26 protein-coding genes, 1 tRNA gene and 1 pseudogene are annotated in these 19,747 nt (G+C 68.0%); 19 read left to right on the top strand and 9 right to left on the bottom strand.

From position 1 onward, the window contains the following. The first annotated feature begins 41 nt into the window (after positions 1-41). The 4 genes from NKF06_RS08345 (at position 42) to NKF06_RS08330 (ending at position 1,903) form a co-directional block, all read left to right on the top strand. Complete coding sequence (locus NKF06_RS08345) at positions 42-920, top strand: DUF5794 domain-containing protein (RefSeq protein ID WP_253245121.1); 879 nt, start codon at positions 42-44, stop codon at positions 918-920. A gap of 42 nt (positions 921-962) precedes the next feature. After that, a complete protein-coding gene (locus NKF06_RS08340) occupies positions 963-1,349 on the top strand; it encodes a secondary thiamine-phosphate synthase enzyme YjbQ (RefSeq protein ID WP_253245113.1) in 387 nt (128 codons plus the stop codon). Positions 1,350-1,442: 93 nt separating this feature from the next. Continuing rightward, positions 1,443-1,670, top strand: coding sequence for a DUF5795 family protein (locus NKF06_RS08335; RefSeq protein WP_013035372.1), 228 nt, complete (start codon positions 1,443-1,445; stop codon positions 1,668-1,670). Positions 1,671-1,726: 56 nt separating this feature from the next. Further along, positions 1,727-1,903: transfer RNA gene (locus tag NKF06_RS08330), tRNA-Trp, on the top strand. Between the two features lie 195 nt (positions 1,904-2,098). Here NKF06_RS08330 and NKF06_RS08325 read toward each other — a convergent pair. Then, positions 2,099-2,356 (bottom strand): hypothetical protein, encoded by a 258-nt coding sequence (locus NKF06_RS08325; RefSeq protein ID WP_253245112.1) that lies wholly within the window; start codon positions 2,354-2,356, stop codon positions 2,099-2,101. A 104-nt stretch (positions 2,357-2,460) separates the two neighbouring features. Here NKF06_RS08325 and NKF06_RS08320 point away from each other — a divergent pair, with 104 nt between their 5' ends. After that, complete coding sequence (locus NKF06_RS08320) at positions 2,461-2,841, top strand: hypothetical protein (RefSeq protein ID WP_042663782.1); 381 nt, start codon at positions 2,461-2,463, stop codon at positions 2,839-2,841. A 123-nt stretch (positions 2,842-2,964) separates the two neighbouring features. Further along, on the top strand, positions 2,965-3,450 hold the full coding sequence (hdrA, locus tag NKF06_RS08315) for a dihydrofolate reductase HdrA (RefSeq protein WP_253245111.1): 486 nt from the start codon (positions 2,965-2,967) through the stop codon (positions 3,448-3,450). 21 nt (positions 3,451-3,471) lie between these two features. Here hdrA and NKF06_RS08310 read toward each other — a convergent pair whose 3' ends face one another. The 5 genes from NKF06_RS08310 to NKF06_RS08290 form a co-directional block, all read right to left on the bottom strand. Beyond that, on the bottom strand, positions 3,472-4,569 hold the full coding sequence (locus NKF06_RS08310; RefSeq protein WP_253245110.1) for a glycosyltransferase: 1,098 nt from the start codon (positions 4,567-4,569) through the stop codon (positions 3,472-3,474). 1 nt (position 4,570) lies between these two features. After that, entirely contained in the window at positions 4,571-4,948 is a 378-nt protein-coding gene (locus NKF06_RS08305; protein ID WP_253245109.1) for a 6-carboxytetrahydropterin synthase, read from the bottom strand. Between the two features lie 6 nt (positions 4,949-4,954). Next, the gene (locus tag NKF06_RS08300; protein WP_042663786.1) at positions 4,955-5,953 is read right to left on the bottom strand and encodes a zinc-binding dehydrogenase; all 999 of its coding nucleotides are present in this window, start codon (positions 5,951-5,953) and stop codon (positions 4,955-4,957) included. A 3-nt stretch (positions 5,954-5,956) separates the two neighbouring features. Beyond that, the gene (locus NKF06_RS08295; RefSeq protein WP_253245108.1) at positions 5,957-6,742 is read right to left on the bottom strand and encodes a GTP cyclohydrolase III; all 786 of its coding nucleotides are present in this window, start codon (positions 6,740-6,742) and stop codon (positions 5,957-5,959) included. 72 nt (positions 6,743-6,814) lie between these two features. Beyond that, positions 6,815-7,069: a hypothetical protein gene (locus NKF06_RS08290; RefSeq protein ID WP_058827098.1), complete on the bottom strand. Its 255-nt coding sequence runs from the start codon at positions 7,067-7,069 to the stop codon at positions 6,815-6,817. A gap of 78 nt (positions 7,070-7,147) precedes the next feature. Here NKF06_RS08290 and NKF06_RS08285 point away from each other — a divergent pair, with 78 nt between their 5' ends. From NKF06_RS08285 to NKF06_RS21010, 3 genes are all read left to right on the top strand, one after another. After that, a complete protein-coding gene (locus NKF06_RS08285; protein ID WP_253245107.1) occupies positions 7,148-7,930 on the top strand; it encodes an HAD-IIA family hydrolase in 783 nt (260 codons plus the stop codon). Positions 7,931-8,059: 129 nt separating this feature from the next. Next, complete coding sequence (locus NKF06_RS08280; RefSeq protein ID WP_253245106.1) at positions 8,060-8,656, top strand: DJ-1/PfpI family protein; 597 nt, start codon at positions 8,060-8,062, stop codon at positions 8,654-8,656. A gap of 78 nt (positions 8,657-8,734) precedes the next feature. Continuing rightward, positions 8,735-8,869 (top strand): hypothetical protein, encoded by a 135-nt coding sequence (locus NKF06_RS21010; protein ID WP_004968055.1) that lies wholly within the window; start codon positions 8,735-8,737, stop codon positions 8,867-8,869. Positions 8,870-8,971: 102 nt separating this feature from the next. Here the strand turns inward: NKF06_RS21010 and NKF06_RS08275 are convergent, their stop codons facing one another. Then, positions 8,972-9,370: an OsmC family protein gene (locus tag NKF06_RS08275; RefSeq protein WP_006600356.1), complete on the bottom strand. Its 399-nt coding sequence runs from the start codon at positions 9,368-9,370 to the stop codon at positions 8,972-8,974. A 103-nt stretch (positions 9,371-9,473) separates the two neighbouring features. Further along, positions 9,474-10,190, bottom strand: a complete 717-nt coding sequence (locus tag NKF06_RS08270) for a metal-dependent hydrolase (RefSeq protein WP_042663792.1) — start codon at positions 10,188-10,190, stop codon at positions 9,474-9,476. 307 nt (positions 10,191-10,497) lie between these two features. On the opposite strand from NKF06_RS08270, the gene NKF06_RS08265 reads away from it, so the two are divergent. From NKF06_RS08265 to tpiA, 10 genes are all read left to right on the top strand, one after another. Then, positions 10,498-11,229, top strand: coding sequence for a fumarylacetoacetate hydrolase family protein (locus tag NKF06_RS08265; protein WP_253245105.1), 732 nt, complete (start codon positions 10,498-10,500; stop codon positions 11,227-11,229). 38 nt (positions 11,230-11,267) lie between these two features. After that, the gene (locus tag NKF06_RS08260) at positions 11,268-11,660 is read left to right on the top strand and encodes a DUF1648 domain-containing protein (protein ID WP_253245104.1); all 393 of its coding nucleotides are present in this window, start codon (positions 11,268-11,270) and stop codon (positions 11,658-11,660) included. A gap of 41 nt (positions 11,661-11,701) precedes the next feature. Beyond that, entirely contained in the window at positions 11,702-12,328 is a 627-nt protein-coding gene (locus tag NKF06_RS08255) for a gluconate 2-dehydrogenase subunit 3 family protein (RefSeq protein ID WP_253245103.1), read from the top strand. Next, on the top strand, positions 12,321-13,901 hold the full coding sequence (locus tag NKF06_RS08250) for a GMC family oxidoreductase (protein WP_253245102.1): 1,581 nt from the start codon (positions 12,321-12,323) through the stop codon (positions 13,899-13,901). Before NKF06_RS08255 ends, NKF06_RS08250 begins: the two co-directional genes overlap by 8 nt. A 57-nt stretch (positions 13,902-13,958) precedes the next feature. Beyond that, entirely contained in the window at positions 13,959-15,044 is a 1,086-nt protein-coding gene (hisC, locus tag NKF06_RS08245) for a histidinol-phosphate transaminase (protein WP_253245101.1), read from the top strand. Further along, a complete protein-coding gene (locus NKF06_RS08240) occupies positions 15,041-15,550 on the top strand; it encodes an adenylate kinase family protein (RefSeq protein ID WP_253245100.1) in 510 nt (169 codons plus the stop codon). The genes hisC and NKF06_RS08240 overlap by 4 nt, the downstream gene beginning before the upstream one ends. Then, complete coding sequence (locus NKF06_RS08235; protein ID WP_058827089.1) at positions 15,547-16,149, top strand: CDP-alcohol phosphatidyltransferase family protein; 603 nt, start codon at positions 15,547-15,549, stop codon at positions 16,147-16,149. The genes NKF06_RS08240 and NKF06_RS08235 overlap by 4 nt, the downstream gene beginning before the upstream one ends. Positions 16,150-16,344: 195 nt before the next feature. Next, positions 16,345-17,769 carry a PAS domain-containing sensor histidine kinase gene (locus NKF06_RS08230; protein WP_253245120.1) on the top strand — a complete coding sequence of 475 codons (1,425 nt, stop codon included), beginning with the start codon at positions 16,345-16,347 and terminating at the stop codon, positions 17,767-17,769. A gap of 70 nt (positions 17,770-17,839) precedes the next feature. Beyond that, positions 17,840-18,361, top strand: coding sequence for a multiprotein bridging factor aMBF1 (locus NKF06_RS08225; protein WP_081909201.1), 522 nt, complete (start codon positions 17,840-17,842; stop codon positions 18,359-18,361). Between the two features lie 177 nt (positions 18,362-18,538). Then, the gene (tpiA, locus tag NKF06_RS08220; protein WP_008320970.1) at positions 18,539-19,183 is read left to right on the top strand and encodes a triose-phosphate isomerase; all 645 of its coding nucleotides are present in this window, start codon (positions 18,539-18,541) and stop codon (positions 19,181-19,183) included. 54 nt (positions 19,184-19,237) lie between these two features. Here tpiA and NKF06_RS08215 read toward each other — a convergent pair. Then, positions 19,238-19,747, bottom strand: a pseudogene (locus tag NKF06_RS08215) (ATPase); the annotation flags it as partial.

Raw genomic sequence — 19,747 nt, 5'->3', positions numbered from 1 at the left:
AGCAACAGGTAGGGGGTGCCACCCGTCTGCTCGCAACCGTCATGGGGCTTCCCCTCATCGACGGTATCTTCCCAGCGCTCATCATCGCGGGGGCGCTGACGACCACCACGGGCGACCCCTCGGTCACGGGCATCCTCCAGACCGGCCTGCTCATCTTCGGCGGCTCCGCGACGGTCGCGGTCATCCTCGCCGAGATGGACGGCACGCGCCGCGAACAGCTCACGTCCATCCTCCTGCTCGGCGTGCTGCTCATCCCGGTGGCGGTCGCCGAGGCCGCCGTCGCGGAGACCATCGAGACGCTCCTGAACTTCGAGTTGTTCCACCGCTTCGCCGGCCTCGTCATCCTCGCCGTGGCGGCAAAGACGGCCTCCTCGAAGGTCGGTGAGTACCTCCCCTCGCCGAGCATCATCATCGGACTTGGCCTCGTTGCGAGCCTCGAGCCCTCCGGGTTCGAACTCATCGTCAACCCCAACCCGATGCGCCTGCTCAGCGCCGGTGCGGCGGCCGGCACGGGCGTCGGCTTCGCCGGTGCCGTCGCGCTGTTCGCCCCGCAGCTCCGCGGCAACGTCGACATCGACCTCTTCCGTTTCGGTAGCTCGGTCGCCCTCGGCATGCTGGCGCTCGAAGTGCTCGGCCTGATGCCGACGCAAGCGCCCGTCGCCCTCGGCGTCCTCGGCGTCACCGCGCTGTTCTCGTTCGACCCCGGTTCCGACGGCGCGGACCTCGACGAGTTCGTCGACGACGCCCCCTCCCCCGAGTCGGCCACGCCCAACGCCAACGGCGCGGTCGCAGACGGCGGTGACGACGCCGACCCGACCGACTACGACGCGCTGGTGGACGACGCGGACGAGACCGACGACGACTCCGAACCGGGGTACGGCTACCCCGGCGAGGAGGAGTCCCGCGCGCCGTGGCTGTAACCCGCCGGGCGACTTTTTCTCCCGGCCGACGAACCCCGTCGCATGCGACGGACCTTCGACGTTCGAACCGAGCGCCGGCTTCAGGTCATCGACGTGACGGACGAAGTCGCGGACGCGATACCCGCCGACTCCGACGGCGTCTGTACGGTTTTCTCGAAACACACCACCACCGGCGTCTGCGTCAACGAGGCCGAACCCCGACTGCTCGGTGATATCGAGTCGATGCTCGCCGAGGCGGTCCCCGACGACGGCTGGGACCACGACGAACTCGACGGGAACGCCGACTCGCACCTCCGGGCACTCCTCGTCGGCAACGGCGTCTCGATACCGGTCGCGAGCGGCGACCTCGACCTCGGTCGGTGGCAGTCCGTCCTCCTCGTGGAGTGCGACGGCCCGCGCACCCGGACCGTGACGGTGGCGACGCCCTGAACCGGTCCGGGGTGCGGCCTCGCGGCCGCCCGCGGCGACGCGGACTCCAACCGCTGGCGGAGGGCTTACTTACTTCGGGACGGTTGCACGGGTATGAGCAACCGCGTCGTACAAGGACGAATGGTCACGCCCGAGACGCTCGCCGAACTCGTCGAGGGCGAACGCCCGATGGACGCCGAGCCGATTCAGGACGCCGACTTCGACTGCCCGGAGTGCGGCGAGAACGTCATCCAGGTGGGCTACATGCCGAGCGTGACGGAGTTCGTGACGGCCTACAAGTGCCAGGAGTGCGACTGGGCCGACGACGACCGCGACGAGTAGAATCGAAACCCCTTTAAGAAAAATCGCCATACGAGAGAGTGCAGACAGCACGAATCGGGGCTGTGGCCAAGCCCGGCATGGCGACTGACTCCAGAGGCTTGGCGCCCGGGACGACACTCCAGCTGATATACTGAGCGGCCGACTGATCATCGGCCGTGTTGACGACCCTCTGGAGTTCCGAGGTGCCCACCGGAGATATCAGTCGATCGGGGGTTCAAATCCCTCCGGCCCCACTCTAACCTTAATTCTTTCGTAGGGTTTTATTTAGTAGCAGAGGCGCTGTACCGCCGGTTTAGCGGAACCCCGGAGGTGCGTTCTCTGTGAGCGATTCTCCACCAGAGAAGAGCGACAGCGCCGCCAAGGGTGAGGGGCGAACAGTTCGGTAGTCCAGTCAATACAGTTCTTCCGCAAGGGCCACGAAGCCGCCCTCACAGTAGAAACGCGAGGGTGCCCAGCGCGAACCCCGCGGCCACCGCGGCCGTCAGCCGAAACGCCTGCTCGTCGGGCACGCGGAAGACGCCCGCTGCCATCACCGAGACGGACCCGCCGAAGAGGACGCCCCGAAACACCTCGGCAACGCCCGAGATAGAGTCCGCTGGAGCCACCGTGTGGAGCGCGACCAACCCCGCGAACCCGAGGAGGACTAGCGCACCGTCGCGCCGGACGTCCCGCGGTTGCTTCTCCATACCCCGCAGTTGTTGTCGCTCGTTTGAAAACTATTGACGTTCGGCCCGGAGAAAATACCACAAAGATACCAATGAACTATAGGCGCTTGGAGCGACGGCGCGGTATGGTACGGGACACAGCGCGCCGACTCGCCGAGTACCTCAGCAGGCGAATCGGCGACGGACTCCGGACGGTAGTCATCGCCGACGACGACGGATACGAACTGGAGTATCTCCGCGACGACCTCTCGGAGCAATACACGAAAGGGACGTTGACTGAAGTCGTCTCCGACCTCCGCGTCGAGACGCCGTTTGCGACGCCCGGAATCGACACCCACCCCATCGGCGAACGCCGCGCCGTCGTCCACTACTACGAGAACGCGTTCGTCCTGCAGTTTCCGTTCTCCGAGGCGGAGCGAATCATTATCAGCATCGGAACCGACGCCGGGACGGACCTCCTCCAGTTCATCGAGGACTGTCGGCGAATCGTCGACCGGAGCGGCTGAGCGTCGGCCCGTTGGTCGTCGACGGTCCGACGACCCGGGACGACCCGGAACGACCACGGGACGACCACGAGACGACGCCGGCGCTGCACAACGATTTTCTCGCGCGCTCCCGACGTGAGAGTGATGGAACTCGTCTCTGTCGCCGCGCTCGCCGAGAACCGCGTCATCGGCCGCGACGGCGAACTCCCGTGGCCGAGCATCCCCGCCGACAAAGCACAGTACCGAAACCGCATCGCCGACGATCCGGTGGTGCTCGGCCGGACGACGTTCGAGTCGATGCTCGACGACCTGCCGGGGAGCGCCCAAATCGTCATGAGTCGAAGCGAGCGGTCGTTTTCGGTCGACACGGCTCACCGCGCGGCGAGCGTCGAGGAGGCGGTCGACATCGCGGAATCGCTGGGCGCGGAGACCGCCTACGTCATCGGCGGGGCCGCCATCTACGCGCTGTTCCAACCACACCTCGACCGGATGGTGCTGAGCCGCGTTCCCGGCGAGTACGAGGGCGACACGTTCTACCCCGAGTGGGACGACGACGAGTGGAAACTCGATTCGGAGACCGACTACGAGGGCTTCACGCTCCAAGAGTGGGTCCGCGTCGCCCGCGACTGAGACCGCAGCGGCGACCCGCGGCTACTTCCGGGCCGGGGACGACCCCGTGTTGTCGGCATCGACGAGGTCCAACAGGAACGAGCGAACCGTCGCCGCCGTCTCGTCCCACGTCGGGTGCGCGAGAAAGCGGTCGCGGGCCGAAAGCGAGAGCGACAGCAGTCGTCGACGGTTCCGACACAGCGGAGCCACGGCGTCGGTGATTTCGGCCGAATCGGCCGGGTCCACGAGGAAACCGTCCTCGCGGTGAGTGACGAGTTCGTTCGCGCCGCCGGCCGACGAGACGAGCGCCGGCAGGCCGAACCCCATCGCCTCGACCGCCGCGATGCCGAACCCCTCGTAGTGCGAGGGGAGCGCGAACAGGTGCGACTCTCGGAGCGTCGCGGCGAGGTCGGCGTCCGAGAGCCGGCCCGTGAAGGTCACGCGGCCGTCGACGCCGCGGGCGACGGCGAGGTCCGAAAGGGAGTCGGCGTAGTCGGCGTCGACCGTCGCGCCGACGACCGTCAACTCCCAGTCGCCGCGGACACGGGAGAGACCGCGGAGCAGGCCGTCGACGTTCTTCCGCGGTTCGAGGTTACAGACCGTGACGACCCGGAGCGGCCCGTCGGCGGCGCGCACCCGTATCTCGTCGTCGCCGAGGGGCGCGCCGAACGACGAAAAACGGTCGCCGGCGGGGTACGCCACGACGCTCGGTTCGGGGTCGGTGACGGCCGCGACCGTCTCTTTCGTCGTCTCGCTGTTGAACACGAACGCGTCCGCGGAGCGGAGATACCGGGATTCGACGGCGCGTCTGGCGTGTCGTCTCCACGCCCGGAACTGCTCCAGCGAGTTGAGGTGGTGGACGACCGAGACGACTGGAACGTCGTCGTCGAGCGCGGCGTTCGCGCCGGCGAGCGAGGGGTGACACAGTTCGTCTTGCAAGAGCACGTCTACGTCGAGGCCGCGGAGGCGACGCGCGGCGGAGACGTTGTCTCGGAGTCGCTTTCGGTACGACCGCTCGGGGAGCGAGACGACGGTCACGTCGTCGCCGGCGGCGCGGAGCCCATCGACGAGTTCTGAGTCGTAGCGATAACCTCCCGAACGGTCGTCGAGCGGGCCGTAGACGACGATTCCAACCCGCACGTCAGAGCGGCGTCTCGTAGGTCGCGCTCGCGACGTCGTCCTCCCAGATGCGAACGGAGACGTGTTGGGGCGCGTCGAGTGACGCCGCCTCGACGAACTGTTCGCACACCTCGTGGGCGAACCGCTCGACGCTCGGGTTCTGCCCGGCGAACTCGACGAGTTCGTTCATGGTCTCGTCGCGGTAGCGAGACAGCGTCGCGTCCAGCGCGGCCTTCACGTCGTCGATATCGACGAGATAGCCGTACTCGTCGAGTTCCGGGCCCGAGAGTTCGACCTCGACGGTGAACGTGTGGGAGTGGAGCTCACCCTCCGGTCCGGGGTTCGGAACCGTCAGGTAGTGCTGGGCGATGAGGTCCCTGCGAACCGAGACGCGGTACATGAACTGTCAAGCGTTCCGGTAGGTAAAGAGGATTTGGACGGCCTCGTCGGGGGCGTCTTCGAGGAGACGGTAGGCGCGCGCGGCGGACTCGACGCCGATTCGGTGGGTCACGAGCGGGTCAAGCGGGAGGTCTTCGAGGTGGTCCCACGCCAACGAAAAGCGGCGGTCGGCGTCCCAGCGCCCCCGGAGGTCGGGGTCGATGGTGCTGACCTGACTGCTCTCGACGCTGATGCGCGAGCGGTGGAACCGCCCGCCGAGGTCGAGGGTGGCGGGCTTGGTGCCGTACCACGACCCGACGACGACCCGGCCGTCGTACCGCGTCACCGACAGGGCGTCGTCGAGCGCGTCGGGGTCGCCCGAGAGTTCGAGCGTCAGGTCGGCCCCGTCGGCGGGGGCGTCCAGCGACTCGGGGTGGACCGCCTCGTCGGCACCGAGACCCTCGGCGATGGACCGGCGCTCGGCCACGCAGTCGACCGCGGTCAGACTCCCGAGCGGGAACTGCGCGAGGAGCGCGGTGGTCACGAGGCCGACGACGCCCTGTCCGAAGACGACGACGTGCTCGCCGATGAGCGGCCGACCGTCCATCACGAAGTTGAGCGCAGTCTCCATGGTCGGCAGGAGCGCGGCGCGCTCGTCGGTCACGTCGTCGGGGACGGAGATGAGTTCCGAGGGGGACGCGAGAAAGCGGCTCTCGTGGGGGTTGAACGCGAAGACGCGGCTCCCGAGCCGCGAGTCCGGTACGTCGTCGCCGACGGCCTCGATTTCGCCGACGGCGGCGTAGCCGTAGCGGAGCGGAAACGAGAGGTCGCCGTCGAGCGCCGCGATGGACTCGTCGGCGGCGAGGTCGGTCGGGGCCTCGCCGCGGTAGACGAGCCGCTCGGTGCCGGAGCTCACGGCGGAGGTCAGGGTGCGGACCCGGACCTCGCCGGGGCCGGGTGCGGGCACGTCGCGGTCGCGGACCTCGACGCGTTCGGGGGCCACGAAGTAGACCGCGCGACCCTCCATCGCTCAGTCGTCTGCGGTCTCGACGGTGGCGTCGGCGAACTCGACGGTCGTGCCGCGGTGGCGGCAGTCTTCGAGCGCGTGCTTGGCCGCGAAGCCGGCCTCGTGGGCGTTCGACGCCGTGCCGATGCCGACTTTGAGTTCCACGTCCGCCTCGGCCTCGACGTGGTCGATGGCGTCGCGGTACTGGTCTTCTGTGAGGTCGGGCGTGACCGAGATGATGTTGTCGCCGCCGACGAAGAACGACAGCGCGCCGTGTTCCTCGCGCAGGTGGCGCATGAGCGACGCGTAGCCCTGTTCGATGTGGATGAACGTGTCGAACTCGTTGAGGCGGTCGGTGTACTTGCCCGTCGCGTCGTTCACGTCGAAGTGCGCGATTTGGAGGTCGGTCGCCGAGCGGTCGGCGTCCGCGAGCGTCTCCCCGGAGAGTACCTCGCGGCGGTCGCCATCCTGTGCGCTTCCGGCGCGCTGGATGCGGTCGGTGGCGCGTTCGAGTGCGACCGCGGGCGACCGGTCGGCGCCGATACCGAGACTGAGCGTTACGGGATAGCGGTTTCCGATAGACTCCTGCAGCAGTTCGTGGTCGTCGCGGTCGAGCCCGTTCGTGACCGCGACCATGTTGTCGAACCGGGTGAAAAACGCGTACCCGTCGCGAGAGCCGACGAACTGGGCCAAGTCGGCGAAGAGCCGCGACTGGAGCGTTTGAAGGTCCATCTCCCGCCGCGGGTCCGGGGTGACCGTCCACGGCCCGTAGTTGTCGATTTGGACGAGTGTCAGCTGCGTGTTCGTCACGGTAAACGAGTAGGGCGACGCGCATATTGGTCTTTGGTTCTGTGACGGTCCCGCCGCAACCCCGTGAGTCCCTCAGGCCGACGACTCGCGAATCGTCCGGCTGGCGACCACGTCGAGGACCGCCCACGTCAGCACCCACACAACGAGCGCCGTGAGGACGATGGCCGTCGTCGACAACAGCGGGAGGACGACGGAGAATGTGGCCACGATGGAGTAGGTCAGAAACAGCGCGACCATCGCCGTCACGAGCCCGTAGACGCCCATGGCGCTGTTGCCGGTCGCCGGCCCGCGAAGCCACCCGACCAACCGCTTCGAAGAGACACCCATACCCCGACATATGTCACCAATGAACATAATGGTTCTCTCGGGCGAACGTTCAACAGCCCCGGCTCCTTACCGAGGACGATGGATTACCGAGGTGTGGTTCTCGACGTTGACGGAACCGTTGTCCGCGGCGACGAAGCGATCCCGGGCGCGCTCGACGGACTCGCGACCGTCGACGCCGCCGGACTCGACCGACTGTTCGTCTCGAACAACCCGACGAAGGCCCCCGTCGCCTACGAGGCGCGGCTCCGCCGGGCCGGAATCGAGGCGACCGCCGACGAGGTCGTCACCTCGGGCACGACCACCACGGCGTACCTCGCCGACAGACACCCCGGTGCGCGGACGTTCTGCATCGGCGAGTCGGGCTTCCACGATCAGCTTCGAGACGCCGGCCTCGAACTCGTCGGGGCGGGCGACGAGCCCGAAGTCGTCGTCGTCGCCATCGACCGCGAGTTCGACTACGACGACCTCCGCGACGCCAACCGCGCGCTCCGCACCGGGGCGGCCTTCTACGGCACCGACCCCGACGTCATCATCCCGACCGCCGACGGCGACATCCCCGGATCGGGCGCGATTATCAACGCCGTCGCGGGCGTCGCCGAGCGCGACCCCGACGCGATTCTCGGCAAGCCCTCGCGGGTCGCACAGGAGTACGTCCTCGACAGACTCGGCCTGCCGCCCGAAGAGGTCCTCATCGTCGGTGACCGCCTCGATACCGACATCGCGTTCGGCCTCGATGCGGGCATGGGGACCGCGCTCGTCCGAACCGGCGTGACCGACGACGCGGCCCTCGCGGCGAGCGAGTACGAACCCGACCACGTCCTCGACGGCCTCGGCGACATCGGTCGCATCCTCTCGAAATAGGTCACATCCTCTCGAAATAGCCGCCCTTCGGCCGCGAGAGTGGCTGAGAGTCGACTTCCGAACCGCCGCCATCACCACCTGCACAATCATTATCGTTCTGACGCGACAACTACCGACCGGGTGAAGCCCATGTCCGGAAAGAAGATTCTGCTCCTCGCCGGCGACTTCGTCGAGGACTACGAGATTATGGTACCGTTCCAGGCGCTGCAGATGGTGGGTCACGAGGTCCACGCGGTGTGTCCGGAAAAGGAAGACGGCGACCGGTGTAAGACCGCCGTCCACGACTTCCGCGGCGACCAGACGTATCTGGAGACCCGCGGTCACGACTTCGCGCTGAACGCGACGTTCGCCGATATCGACCCCGCGGACTACGACGCGCTCGTCGTCCCCGGCGGCCGCGCGCCGGAGTATCTCCGCGGCTACGACGAGGTACTGGACGCCGTCCGGCACTTCTTCGACGAGGGCAAGCCGGTCGCCGCAATCTGCCACGGGCCACAGATTCTCGCCGCCGCGGGCGTCCTCGACGGCTACGAGATGACCGCCTATCCCGCCGTTCGCGCGGAAGTCGAGCGCGCGGGTTGCTCGTGGGTCGACGAGGTGACCGTCGACGGCAACCTCGTCACGGGGCAGGCGTGGCCGGACCACCCCGAGTGGCTGGCGGCGTTCCTCGACGTTCTCGGCACCGAAATCAGCCACGAACCGGCCGCAACGGCCGCTGACGACTGATTCGCCGAGCCGCTCACACGATATCGCGTGTGAGAATGTCTGACAAAGATTTTTATTAGGGGCGACGAAGGGAGTGGTATGGAAGAGCCGAACAGCCCGTACTTCCGCGAACAGGTCGACGACGTCGTCGAATCGGACCCCCAAGACCGCGAGGTTATCATCGTGGAAGGCGAGGCTATGAGTCTTCGAAGCTATAAGAAGCGCCGCTACTGACCCGGCGGGGCGTCCCCGAGTCCGCCGCGACACCCGTCGCTGGCGGCTTCGATTTCTGCGAAAAGAATGCGAGTGCGTGTCGGCGCGAGCGGCGAGCGACGCTTAGAACGCGTCGCCGACGACGGTCACGTCGGCCTGCAGCTCGTCGCGGAGCGCGTCGTGGACGTGGCAGATGTCCTCGGCGAGTTCCGTGATTTCGGCGAACTCGTCGTCCGAGAGGTCGGACTCCACGTAGACGTCGAAGCTGATGCTCGTGAGGTCGTCGCCGTCGTCGAGGTCGGCGTCGGCGTCGATCTGGACCTTACCGAGGTCGTCGAAGCCCGTCTTCTGACCGCCGACGCGGAAGGCGGGGAGGAAACAGGAGGCGTACGTCGCGACGAGCGCGGCGTTCGGGTTCGGACCCGTTTCGTCGGTGGCGTCGATCTGGAGGTCGAAGTCGCCGACCTGGCTCGTGCATGCGAAACCGTCCTCACTGACAGTAGAGGTCTGGATGTCGGACATTCATTCCGAGGAACGGAGCGACCGACCCTAAAAGTTCCTCAATAGGACAACGGTGTGCACAAGCGACGACCCGAAACGGGGCGTCGCCGAGCAGGGCGAGGGCCTATTCGAGCGTGAACGACTCGTCGCCGTCGAGGGCGTGGACCTCGGCCTGACTGCCGGCGGCTTTCACCTCGCGCTCGAAGTCGCGCACGTCGATTTCGATGGCCGGGAACGTGTTGTAGTGCATCGGGAACACGTGGTCGACGCCGAGCCAGTCGGCGGCGACAGCGCCCTGCCACGGCCCCATCGTGTAGTGGTCGCCGACCGGAAGCGCGGCCGCGTCGGGTTCGAAGTACGCGCCGAAAATCTCGCGCATGTCGGTCATGAGTCCCGTGTCGCCCGCGTGGTAGAACGTCGTCGAGTCGGCGTCGGTCTCCTGTGTCGGCAGCGTATCGCTAATCATGTAGCCGCCGGGCATGCCGGCCTCGTGCTCGTAGCCGGTGTTGATGCCGTTGGTGTGGTCGGCACGGACCATCGTGACGAACGCGTCGCCGAGTTCGACCGTCCCGCCGATGTTCATCCCGATGGTCTCGTCGACGCCCATCTCGGCTTCGACGTAGCCGGTGAGTTCGGGCGTGCCGACGACCGTCGCGCCGTCGAACTCGCCTGCGTGGGCGATGTGGTCCGCGTGCCCGTGTGTGAGGAGTACGTAGTCCGGCGTCTCCACGTCGCTCGGGTCGAGAGACGTGGCGGGGTTGTCGAAGAACGGGTCGATGAGAAGCGAGGTGTCTCCGACCGTGACGTACCACGTCGAGTGACCGTGCCAGGTGAGTTCCATAGCACTCGGTTGTTACAGGCGAAATACACAAAAAGCTATTCGCAGGGGGCGGTGTGACCGCTTTTCGGCGGTGTCACTCATCGGAGTTTCTCGGCGACATCCGACGGGGCGGCTCCGCCGCTCTCGTGTCGGTTTCGACAGCAGAATCGGCCGCCCGAGTCCACTCGAACGAACTGTCCGGGACGGCCGATACACGTCCGTCACCCCATAACCACAAAAACGATGAGAATCGTGCAAGAATGTCCCACGCCACCGGCCGACTCGTGCAATGTAAAAGCCTATCACGCCGCCCGCCAACGCGTGGGGCATGCATCACGTCCGATTCCGCGACCCCGCGGGCGCGGTTCGAACCGGCAAGTGGCACGGCGATTCGGTCTCCTTCGGCGGCGAGCGCTACGACCTCGACGAGGTCGATGTGCTCCCCCCATGCGAGCCGTCGAAAATCGTCTGTATCGGCCGCAACTACGCCAAGCACGCCGAGGAGCGCGACGAGGAGGTCCCCGACCGGCCGCTTTTGTTCCTCAAGCCGCCGAACGCGCTCGCCGGTCACGGCGACACTGTGACGCTCCCCGCGGGCAAGGAGAACGTCGAACACGAGGCCGAACTCGCGGTCGTCATCGGCGAGCAGTGCCGGAACGTCGCGGCCGAGGACGCCGAGGACGTCATCGCCGGTTACACCGTGATGAACGACGTGTCCAACCGCGACGACCAGGACATCGAGACGAACTGGGTCCGCGGGAAGGCGTTCGACGGCTCGGCCCCGCTCGGGCCGGTCCTCGCCGACCCCGACCACCTCCCCGACGACGCGAGCATCTCGCTCCGCGTGAACGGCGAGACGCGACAGGACTCCAGCATCGAGCATCTCATCTTCTCGATTCCCGACCTCGTCGCCGAAATCACGACCTACATGACGCTCGAAGCCGGCGACGTCATCTCGACGGGGACGCCCGAGGGCGTGGGCCCGCTGGAAGACGGCGACACCGTCGAGGTCGAAGTCGAGGGCGTCGGCGTCCTCGAACACGACGTTCGACAGGACTGAGGCGTCCTTTTTTCACCTCGGAGCCGTGACGGAGCCGTATGCGTGTCCCTCGATTGACACTCGTCGGCGTCGCGATACTCGCACTCAGCGCCGTCGCGGGCGTCGTCCTCCTTCCCGCACTTCCCTCCTCGGTCGCGATTCACTTCGGCATCGGCGACGACCCTGACTCCTTCGTCGCCGCCCCGCTCGGCGTGCTGCTCATCCCGGTCATCGGCATCGGCGCGCTCCTCGTCACCCGGTTCGCCGGGGCAATGGGACGCGGAACCAGCGTCCCACCCGTCTTCGATACGATACTGGCGACGTTTCTCGCGTACGTGCAGGCGCTCGTCCTCGCGTACAACCTCGACGCGCGGTTCGACATGCTCGTCGCGGTCCTCCCGGCGGTCATCACCTTCGGCGTCGTCGCCGTCGTCCTCGACCGCGCGGGCTGAGAGGACAAACCCTATAATTAGGCTGGCCTAATCCCCGCCGAATGCGACTGACGCGACGGGACGCGCTGGCCGTGCTCGCCGGTCTCGGCGTCACCGGCGGGGCCGTGTCGCTGACGCAGTTCGACCCGCCGACCGCCGAGTCGACCGGCGAGGGTCGCGGTTCGGACGGCGAACGTGGCGGTGACGGCGACGCCGACGCCGACGGCACCCCGCCGACCGCGGTGCGCGAGACGATGGTCGCCGCGGCCGAGGTGGTCTACCCGAGTGCGGCCGAAGGAGTCTCGGAGTTCGTCGAGACCTACGTCGTCGGGCGCGCGAGAGACGACTCGCGGCGGGCCGCGATGGTCGATGCCGCGACCGAGTTGGACGACGTGGCCCGCGACTGGGAGGGCGCGGCCTTCACCGACCTGCCGGCGGACGACCGCGACCGCCTGCTCCGCGAACTCGGCGTCGACGCGGCCGACCCGGTTCCGGCTGGAACGCTCTCCGAGCGCCTTCGATTTCACGTCGTGAACGAACTGCTCTACGCCTTCTACGCCTCGCCGACCGGTGGCCGCCTCGTCGGCATCGAGAACCCCATCGGCCACCCCGGCGGGGCCGAGAGCTACCGGCGGGCGACGATGGACGACCCCGAGACGACTGACTCCGGCGGTGAGGGCGATGGATAGGACCTCCGTCGCCGACGCCGACGTGTGCATCGTCGGTGCCGGACCCGCCGGCGGCCTCGTGGCCCATCGTCTCGCCGAGTCGGGCGCGACGGTCGTCGTCCTCGAAGCCGGGCCGCGCTTCGACGGCGACAGGCGGGAACAACTGGAACAGCACGTCCGTCCCGGCCTCGGTGGCCCGTGGGAGATGGGCGGCCCGCGGGACGCGTTTTCCTCCACCGGCGAGTCGTTCTACCCGCTGAACGCCGCCCGCGTGAAGGGCGTCGGCGGGTCGACGCTCCACTGGCAGGGGATGGTGATGCGCCTCCACGAGCGCGACTTCGAACTCGACGCCAGACACGGCGTCGGGGCCGACTGGCCAATCGGCTACGACGACCTCCGACCGTACTACGCCGCCGCAGAGCGCGAGTTCGGCGTCGCGGGCGCGGCCGACAACCCCTACGCGCCGCCACGGGACGAGCCCTACCCGCTTCCCGCCTTCCGGCCGTCGCACTCGGACTCCATCTTCGCCGAGGCCTGCGAGCGCCTCGGCATCGACATGCACTCGGTGGGAAACGCCCGCAACTCCGAACCGTACGACGACCGGTCGCCCTGCGTCGGCTACGGAACGTGCAAGCCGGTCTGTCCCTCCGGCGCGAAGTACACCGCCGAGTCCCACGTCGAGAAGGCCGAAGCCGCGGGCGCGCGGGTCATCGACCGGGCGCGAGTCCGACGGCTCGAACACGACGAGGCGGGCGAGCGCGTGGTCGCCGCCGCCTACACGACACCCGACGGCGAGACCCACAGGCAGGAGGCGACCCAGTTCGTCCTCGCCTGCGGCGGCGTCGAGAACGTCAGACTGCTGTTGCTGTCCGACTCCGACCGCTACCCCGACGGCCTCGCTAACTCCTCGGGCGCCGTCGGTCGGTACTTCATGGACCACCTGTTCGCCGGGATGGGCGGCCGCCTCGACCGCCCCACGCGACAGAACCACGTCGGCTTCAACACCAGCGAGTGCCACCAGTTCTACGACGACGCCGACCCGGTCAACGGCCTCAAACTGGAGTTTCTCAACTACGCCGGCCCGTCGCCGGTCATCGACGCCCTCCACGCCGACACGTGGGGCGACGACCTGCTCGACCAGTTGGACGAGAGCTACGGTACGCACGTGTCCATGGGCGCGCTGGTCGAACAGCTCCCCCGCGAGGACAACTACGTCGGCCTCGACCGGGAGACGACCGACGACCTCGGCGACCCCGTTCCCGAGATACACTGGTCCGTCGACGAACAGACGGAAGCCGCGCTCTCGCGGGCCAACGAGATTCAGGCGCGCGTGCTGGACGAACTCGGCGTCGAAGACCGCTGGACCGTCGGCCCCGACGAGACCGGCCCCGCGTACCACCACATGGGGACGACGCGGATGGGCGACGACCCCGAGTCGAGCGTCGTCGATGCCGAGTGCCGGGCCCACGACCTCGACAACCTCTGGATTTCGGGGTCGAGCGTCTTCCCGACCGGCGGGGCGATGAACCCGACGCTCACCATCGCGGCGCTCTCGCTTCGACTCGCCGAGTCGCTTCAGGCGGCACTCGAATGAGGACCGCACCGTCCCGGAGTACGCACGCTTAAGAACCGCGACCCGCATTTTCCGACCATGCAACCACGGGACCTCTCCGCGCACGCTCCCTACGTACCCGGCCGCGGGACAGAGGAGGTCGCCCGCGAACTCGGGATGGACCCCGAGGACCTGACGAAACTCTCCTCGAACGAGAACCCCCACGGCCCGAGTCCGAAGACGGTCGCCGCCATCGAGGACGCCGCCCCGACCGTGAGCGTCTACCCGAAGACGGCCCACACGGACCTGACAGAACGCCTCGCCGACAAGTGGGGCCTCGAAGCCGAACAGGTGTGGGTGTCGCCCGGCGCTGACGGTTCTATCGACTACCTGACGCGCGCGATGCTCGAACCGGACGACCGGATTCTCGAACCGTCGCCCGGCTTCTCGTACTACTCGATGAGCGCCCGGTACCACCACGGCGACGCCGTCCAGTACGAGGTGTCGAAGGGCGACGACTTCGAGCAGACCGCCGACCTCGTCCTCGACGCCTACGACGGCGAGCGCATGGTCTACCTCACGACGCCGCATAATCCAACGGGTTCCGTGCTCCCGCGGGACGAACTCGTCGAACTCGCCGAGTCGGTCGAGGACCACACGCTCCTCGTCGTCGACGAGGCCTACGGCGAGTTCGCCGAGGAACCGTCGGCCATCGACCTGCTCTCGGAGTACGACAACATCGCAGTCCTGCGGACGTTCTCGAAGGCGTACGGGCTGGCCGGCCTCCGCATCGGCTACGCCTGCGTCCCCGAAGCGTGGGCCGACGCCTACGCCCGCGTGAACACGCCGTTCGCCGCCAGCGAGGTCGCCTGCCGCGCCGCGCTCGCCGCGCTCGACGACGAGGAACACGTCGAGAAGTCCGTCGAGTCGGCCCGGTGGTCCCGCGCGACCTCCGCGAGCACCTCGAACGCGCCGACGTGGGAAAGCGAGGGCAACTTCGTCCTCGTTGAGGTCGGCGACGCCACCGCCGTCACCGAGGCCGCCCAGCGCGAGGGCGTCATCGTCCGCGACTGCGGGAGCTTCGGCCTGCCGGAGTGCATCCGCGTCTCCTGCGGCACCGAAGCACAGACGAAGCGCGCCGTGGACGTGCTCAACCGCATCGTCTCGGAGGTGCCGCCGGCGTGAGAGTCGTCGTCACCGGCACGCCCGGGACCGGCAAGACCACCGCCACCGAGCGCGTCGCCGACGACCTCGACCTCGACGTGGTCCACCTCAACCGACTCGTCAAGGTCGAAGGCCTTTGGACCGAGCGCGACGAGGACCGCGACACGCTCGTGGTGGACCTCGACGCCGCCCGCGACGAACTCGGCGACTGGGACGGCATCGTCGAGAGCCACCTCGCACACCACTTCGAGGCCGACCGTGTGGTCGTGCTTCGCTGTCGCCCTGACATCCTCGAACAGCGCCTTCTCGACCGCGGTGAATCCGAGGCGAAGGCGCGAGAGAACCGCGAGTCCGAAGCGCTGGACGTGATTCTCGGCGAGGCCGTCGAGTTCCACGGCGAGGAGTCGGTGTACGAAATCGACACGACCGACCGCGACCCCGACGCCGTCGCCGACGATATCGCGGCGGTCGTCGCGGGCGAGCGCGAACCCTCGGCGGGGACCGTCGACTTCATCGACTACCTATGACGCTGGACCAGTACCGCGACACCGCCGACAAGTTGCTCGCCCCGTTCGTCTCGGTCGCCGACGCCGCCGGCCTCTCGCCGAACGGCGTGAGCGTCGTCGCCTTCGGGTTCGCCGTCGCTGCCGGCGTCGCCTTCGGCCTCGCCGACCCGCTTTGGTACGGTCTCGGCGCGGTGTTCGTCTTCTGTAACGGCTGGCTCGACCTCGTCGACGGCGCCCTCGCCCGCGAACAGGGCGTCTCCTCGAAGGCCGGCGACCTACTGGATCACGTCCTCGACCGCTACGCCGACATCGTCGTCCTCGTCGGTCTCGCCGCGGGTATCGACTCGTTCGCGCTGGGTCTCGCCGCCGTCACGGGCGTCCTCATGACCTCCTACCTCGGCACGCAGATTCAGGCGGTCGGACTCGGCCGCGCGTACGGCGGTCTCGTCGGGCGCGCCGACCGACTGGCGCTCATGGGTCTCGTCGGCCTCGCGTCCGCCGTCTACACCGGCACGCTCGGCGGGTTCACGCTCGTCGGCTGGCTCCTCGTGTTCTTCGCCGTCGTCGGCCACCTCACCGCAGTCCAGCGCTTCTGGGGCGCGTGGGGCGACCTGACGTAACCCGACCGACTGCCCGAGGATGTTGCCCGCTACCGCGGATTTATATGTTTCAGATCATCACCAAAGAACGAATCGAATGAGACACAACTGCGCAACACACACTCACATACTCGCGCAATTTCGCCACCGAACCCCACGATATCTGTTTTCTCGCGCCGTGAGTGAGCGCCCGCGGTGCTCGGCCGTCGCCGAGTGATGTTCGTCCTCGACGCGGCGGGCGTCGTCGTCCACGCGGGAGCGGGATTCGCGGCACATCTCGGGACGGACACCGCTGCGCTCCGCGGGCGACCGTTTTCGGACTTCCTCGCCGACGGAGACTGGCCGGAGGTTCGCGAGGCTGCTGCCGCCGTGCGAGCGGCGAGTGGGTGGGAGAGCCGTCGGTGCCGCTGTCGGCTCTCGGGAGTCGGCGGCGGGGCGGCCGAAGCCGTCGGGGTCGAAATCGAGTTTGCCCCGTATCCCGGTGACGGAGCCGGCAGTGGCAGAGCCGGTGCCGGAAGCGGAGACGCCAACCGCGCCGGCGACTCGGACGCCACCGGCGCGGGCCGGGTCGTCGGCGCGGTCTGCCGCGAACTGTCGGAGCCGGCGGCCGCGCGACTGCACACAGAGCGCGACCGGTTCGACCACCTGTTCGACCTCGTCGACGACGCGGTCATCGAGTTCGAAATCGTCGGCGTCGAACCGATTATCCGGTCGGTCAATCCGGGGTTCGAGGCCGTCTTCGGCTACGACGCGGCGGAGGTGCGCGGCGAGTCGCTCAACGACTTCATCGTCCCGCCGAACGCCGACGACGAGGCGGTCGATTTCGACCAGCGAACCGCCGACGGGAAGGCCAATCACGCCATCGTCACCCGCCAGACCGCGTGGGGGAGACGGGAGTTCCTCTACCGAGGTATCCCCTACAGCCGCGGCGACGGGAGGCAGTACGGTTTTTCAATCTACTCAGACATCACCAGTCAGCGCCGGGCCAGAGAGCACTTACAGGTGCTCCAGCGCGTCCTCCGGCACAACCTCCGAAACGAGATGAACGTCGTCCTCGGCATGGCAGAAGAGATACGTGAGGCGACGGCCGACCCGCGGGTCGACCACGCGGCCGCGCGAATCGCCGACCACACCGAGACGCTCCTGCGGGTCAGCGAGAAGGCCCGAACCGCCGCCGCCGTCCTCGACGACCAACGGCCCGACGAGGTGGTCGATGCGACCGCGACGGTCCACGCCGTCGTCGAGTCGCGGCGGACCCGATACCCCGCGGCGACGTTCGACCTCGATCTCCCGCCGTCGCTCCCGGTGTCCGTCGGGCCGAAACTCGCGCAGGCGCTCGCCAACGTCGTGGAGAACGCGCTCGAACACACCTCCGAGGACGTGACGGTCCGCATCGAGGCGAAACGGTGCGAGAACGACGCGACCCTCCGCGTCAGCGACGACGGCGACGGCATCCCAGAAATCGAGTGGGCCGCCGTCTTCGGCGACGAGGACATCACGCAACTCAGCCACGGCTCCGGGCTGGGGCTGTGGGTCGTCAAATGGGTGGTCGAATCCGCGGGCGGCCGAGTCGATTACGACCGACGCGACGGGTGGAGCACCGTCCGACTGACACTCCCGCTGACGGACGGGAGTCGGTAGCGACCACGTCCCGGTCGATTCGGTGGCCGGTGGCGTGCCTTTTATACGCGGCGGGCGGGTACGTGAGTGTATGCCTCAGTGCGAGATGTGCGGCTCCGACCAAGCCTCTCTGAAGACTGTGAAGGTCGAAGGCGCAGAACTACAGCTGTGTGACGACTGCGCCGAGTTCGGCACGGAGGTCCGCACCGAGTCGACTTCCAGCGCGAGCACGAAGTACTCCACCTCCTCCTCGTCGGGCTCGAACTCCTCTCGCTCCTCGGGGTCGTCTTCTTCCTCGTCGTCGAAGCGCCGCCGCCGCGACATGTTCGACGACATGGACGAAATCGCGACCGACTACGACGACCGCATCCGGCAGGCGCGGGAGTCCCGCGGAATGAGCCAAGAAGAGCTCGCCCAGTCGCTCAACGAGAAGGCGAGCCTCATCCGCAAGCTCGAACGCGGCGACATCATGCCGCCGGACTCCGTCCGGAAGAAAATCGAGCGCAAACTCGATATCTCGCTGGTCGAAGGCGAGAGCGACGACGACTCCGAGTGGTCCGGTGGCGGCTCCACGACGACCACTCTCGGCGACGTCGTCAAGCGCAAGGACTGACGCGACCCCGCCCCAGCGACTGCCGCCGACGCCGACAACGCCGACGACCGTCGTGGGGGACCGCTCGACCGAGTCCCCCGTTCCGTTTATCACGATTTTCCGCCCGAGAGACGCCGTCTCGTGGCAATCGCGGCCCCGAAAACCAATTTATTAGTCTCGCCGGACGCGAGTTCGACTGTGTTCATCCTAGTCAATCTCAAGGCGTACCCGTGTGACCCGATCGAAGTCGCCACCGCCGCGCGCGACGTGGCCGAGGAGTCCGGCGTCCGCATCGCCGTCTCCCCGCAGGCGGCCGACATCTCCCGCGTCGCCGACACCGGCGTCGAGACGTGGGCCCAGCACGTCGACCCGAACGGCCACGGCAGCCACACCGGCAGCACCCTCGCCGAGGCCGTCGCCGAGGCCGGCGCGGTCGGCACGCTCATCAACCATTCCGAAAAGCGCCTGAAGCTCGCCGACATCGACGGCTCCGTGCAGGCCGCCGAGCGAGCGGGCCTCGAAACCTGCGTCTGCGCCAACAACCCCGCCCAAATCGGCGCGGTCTCCGCGCTCGGCCCCGACTCGGTCGCCGTCGAGCCGCCGGAACTCATCGGCGGCGACGTCTCCGTCGCGACCGCCGACCCCGGCATCGTCACCGACGCCGTCGACGCTGCGGCCAACGTCGACGACGACGTTGATGTCTACTGCGGTGCGGGCATCTCGACCGGCGACGACGTGGTGACCGCCGAGGAACTCGGCGCGTCCGGCATCCTGCTCGCCTCCGGCGTCGCCAAGGCCGACGACCCGCGCGCGGCGCTCGAAGACCTCGTCTCCGGGCTGTAAGCGCGTCGAAAAACCGCTTTGACTCCGACCGACGGCCCGCGTCGCGTCTCGCGTCTACTCGCCGTCGGCTTCTTCTTCGACGAACGACGCCTCGATAGCCGCGACCGTCTCCCGGAGTTCGTCGTCGCCCAAGAGGTCCGCGTACTCGTCGCTCACGAGGTCCGGCAGCGCGTACTCGTACTTCCCACGGCCGGCGTGACGGATGAATCCCGCCCGGCGGAGCGACCGGTTTCGGCCGTAGGCGAGATGCTGGTCGCCTGTCTCGCCCGCGGCGACGTGGGCGGCGAGCGGGTCTGAGATGCCGCGCTCCCGGTAGTGCGCGAGCATTCCGTGGTGCACGTCTCCCAGCGCGTTCACGATGGCCGTCATGCGGTCGACTACGTCGCGGCGGCTCTCGGCACCCGGCGCAGGGTGGAGTTCGGCCGGTTCGAAGTCGCCCATCTCGGCGGCCGCCATCCACGACTCGTCGTCAGCCGGTGGGGCCGCAGCGCCCGCGTCGCCCGCGCCGTTGGCCTCCGCCTCGTCGCCTTCGGAGAGCAGTCCGTGGGTCGGCCACGGCGGGCC

Origin of the sequence: Haloferax sp. AB510 (genome assembly GCF_024136985.1) — an archaeon.
Classification (GTDB): Archaea; Halobacteriota; Halobacteria; order Halobacteriales; family Haloferacaceae; genus Haloferax.
Note: the sequence above shows the minus strand (reverse complement) of the source record. Positions and strands in the feature narration are given on the sequence as shown.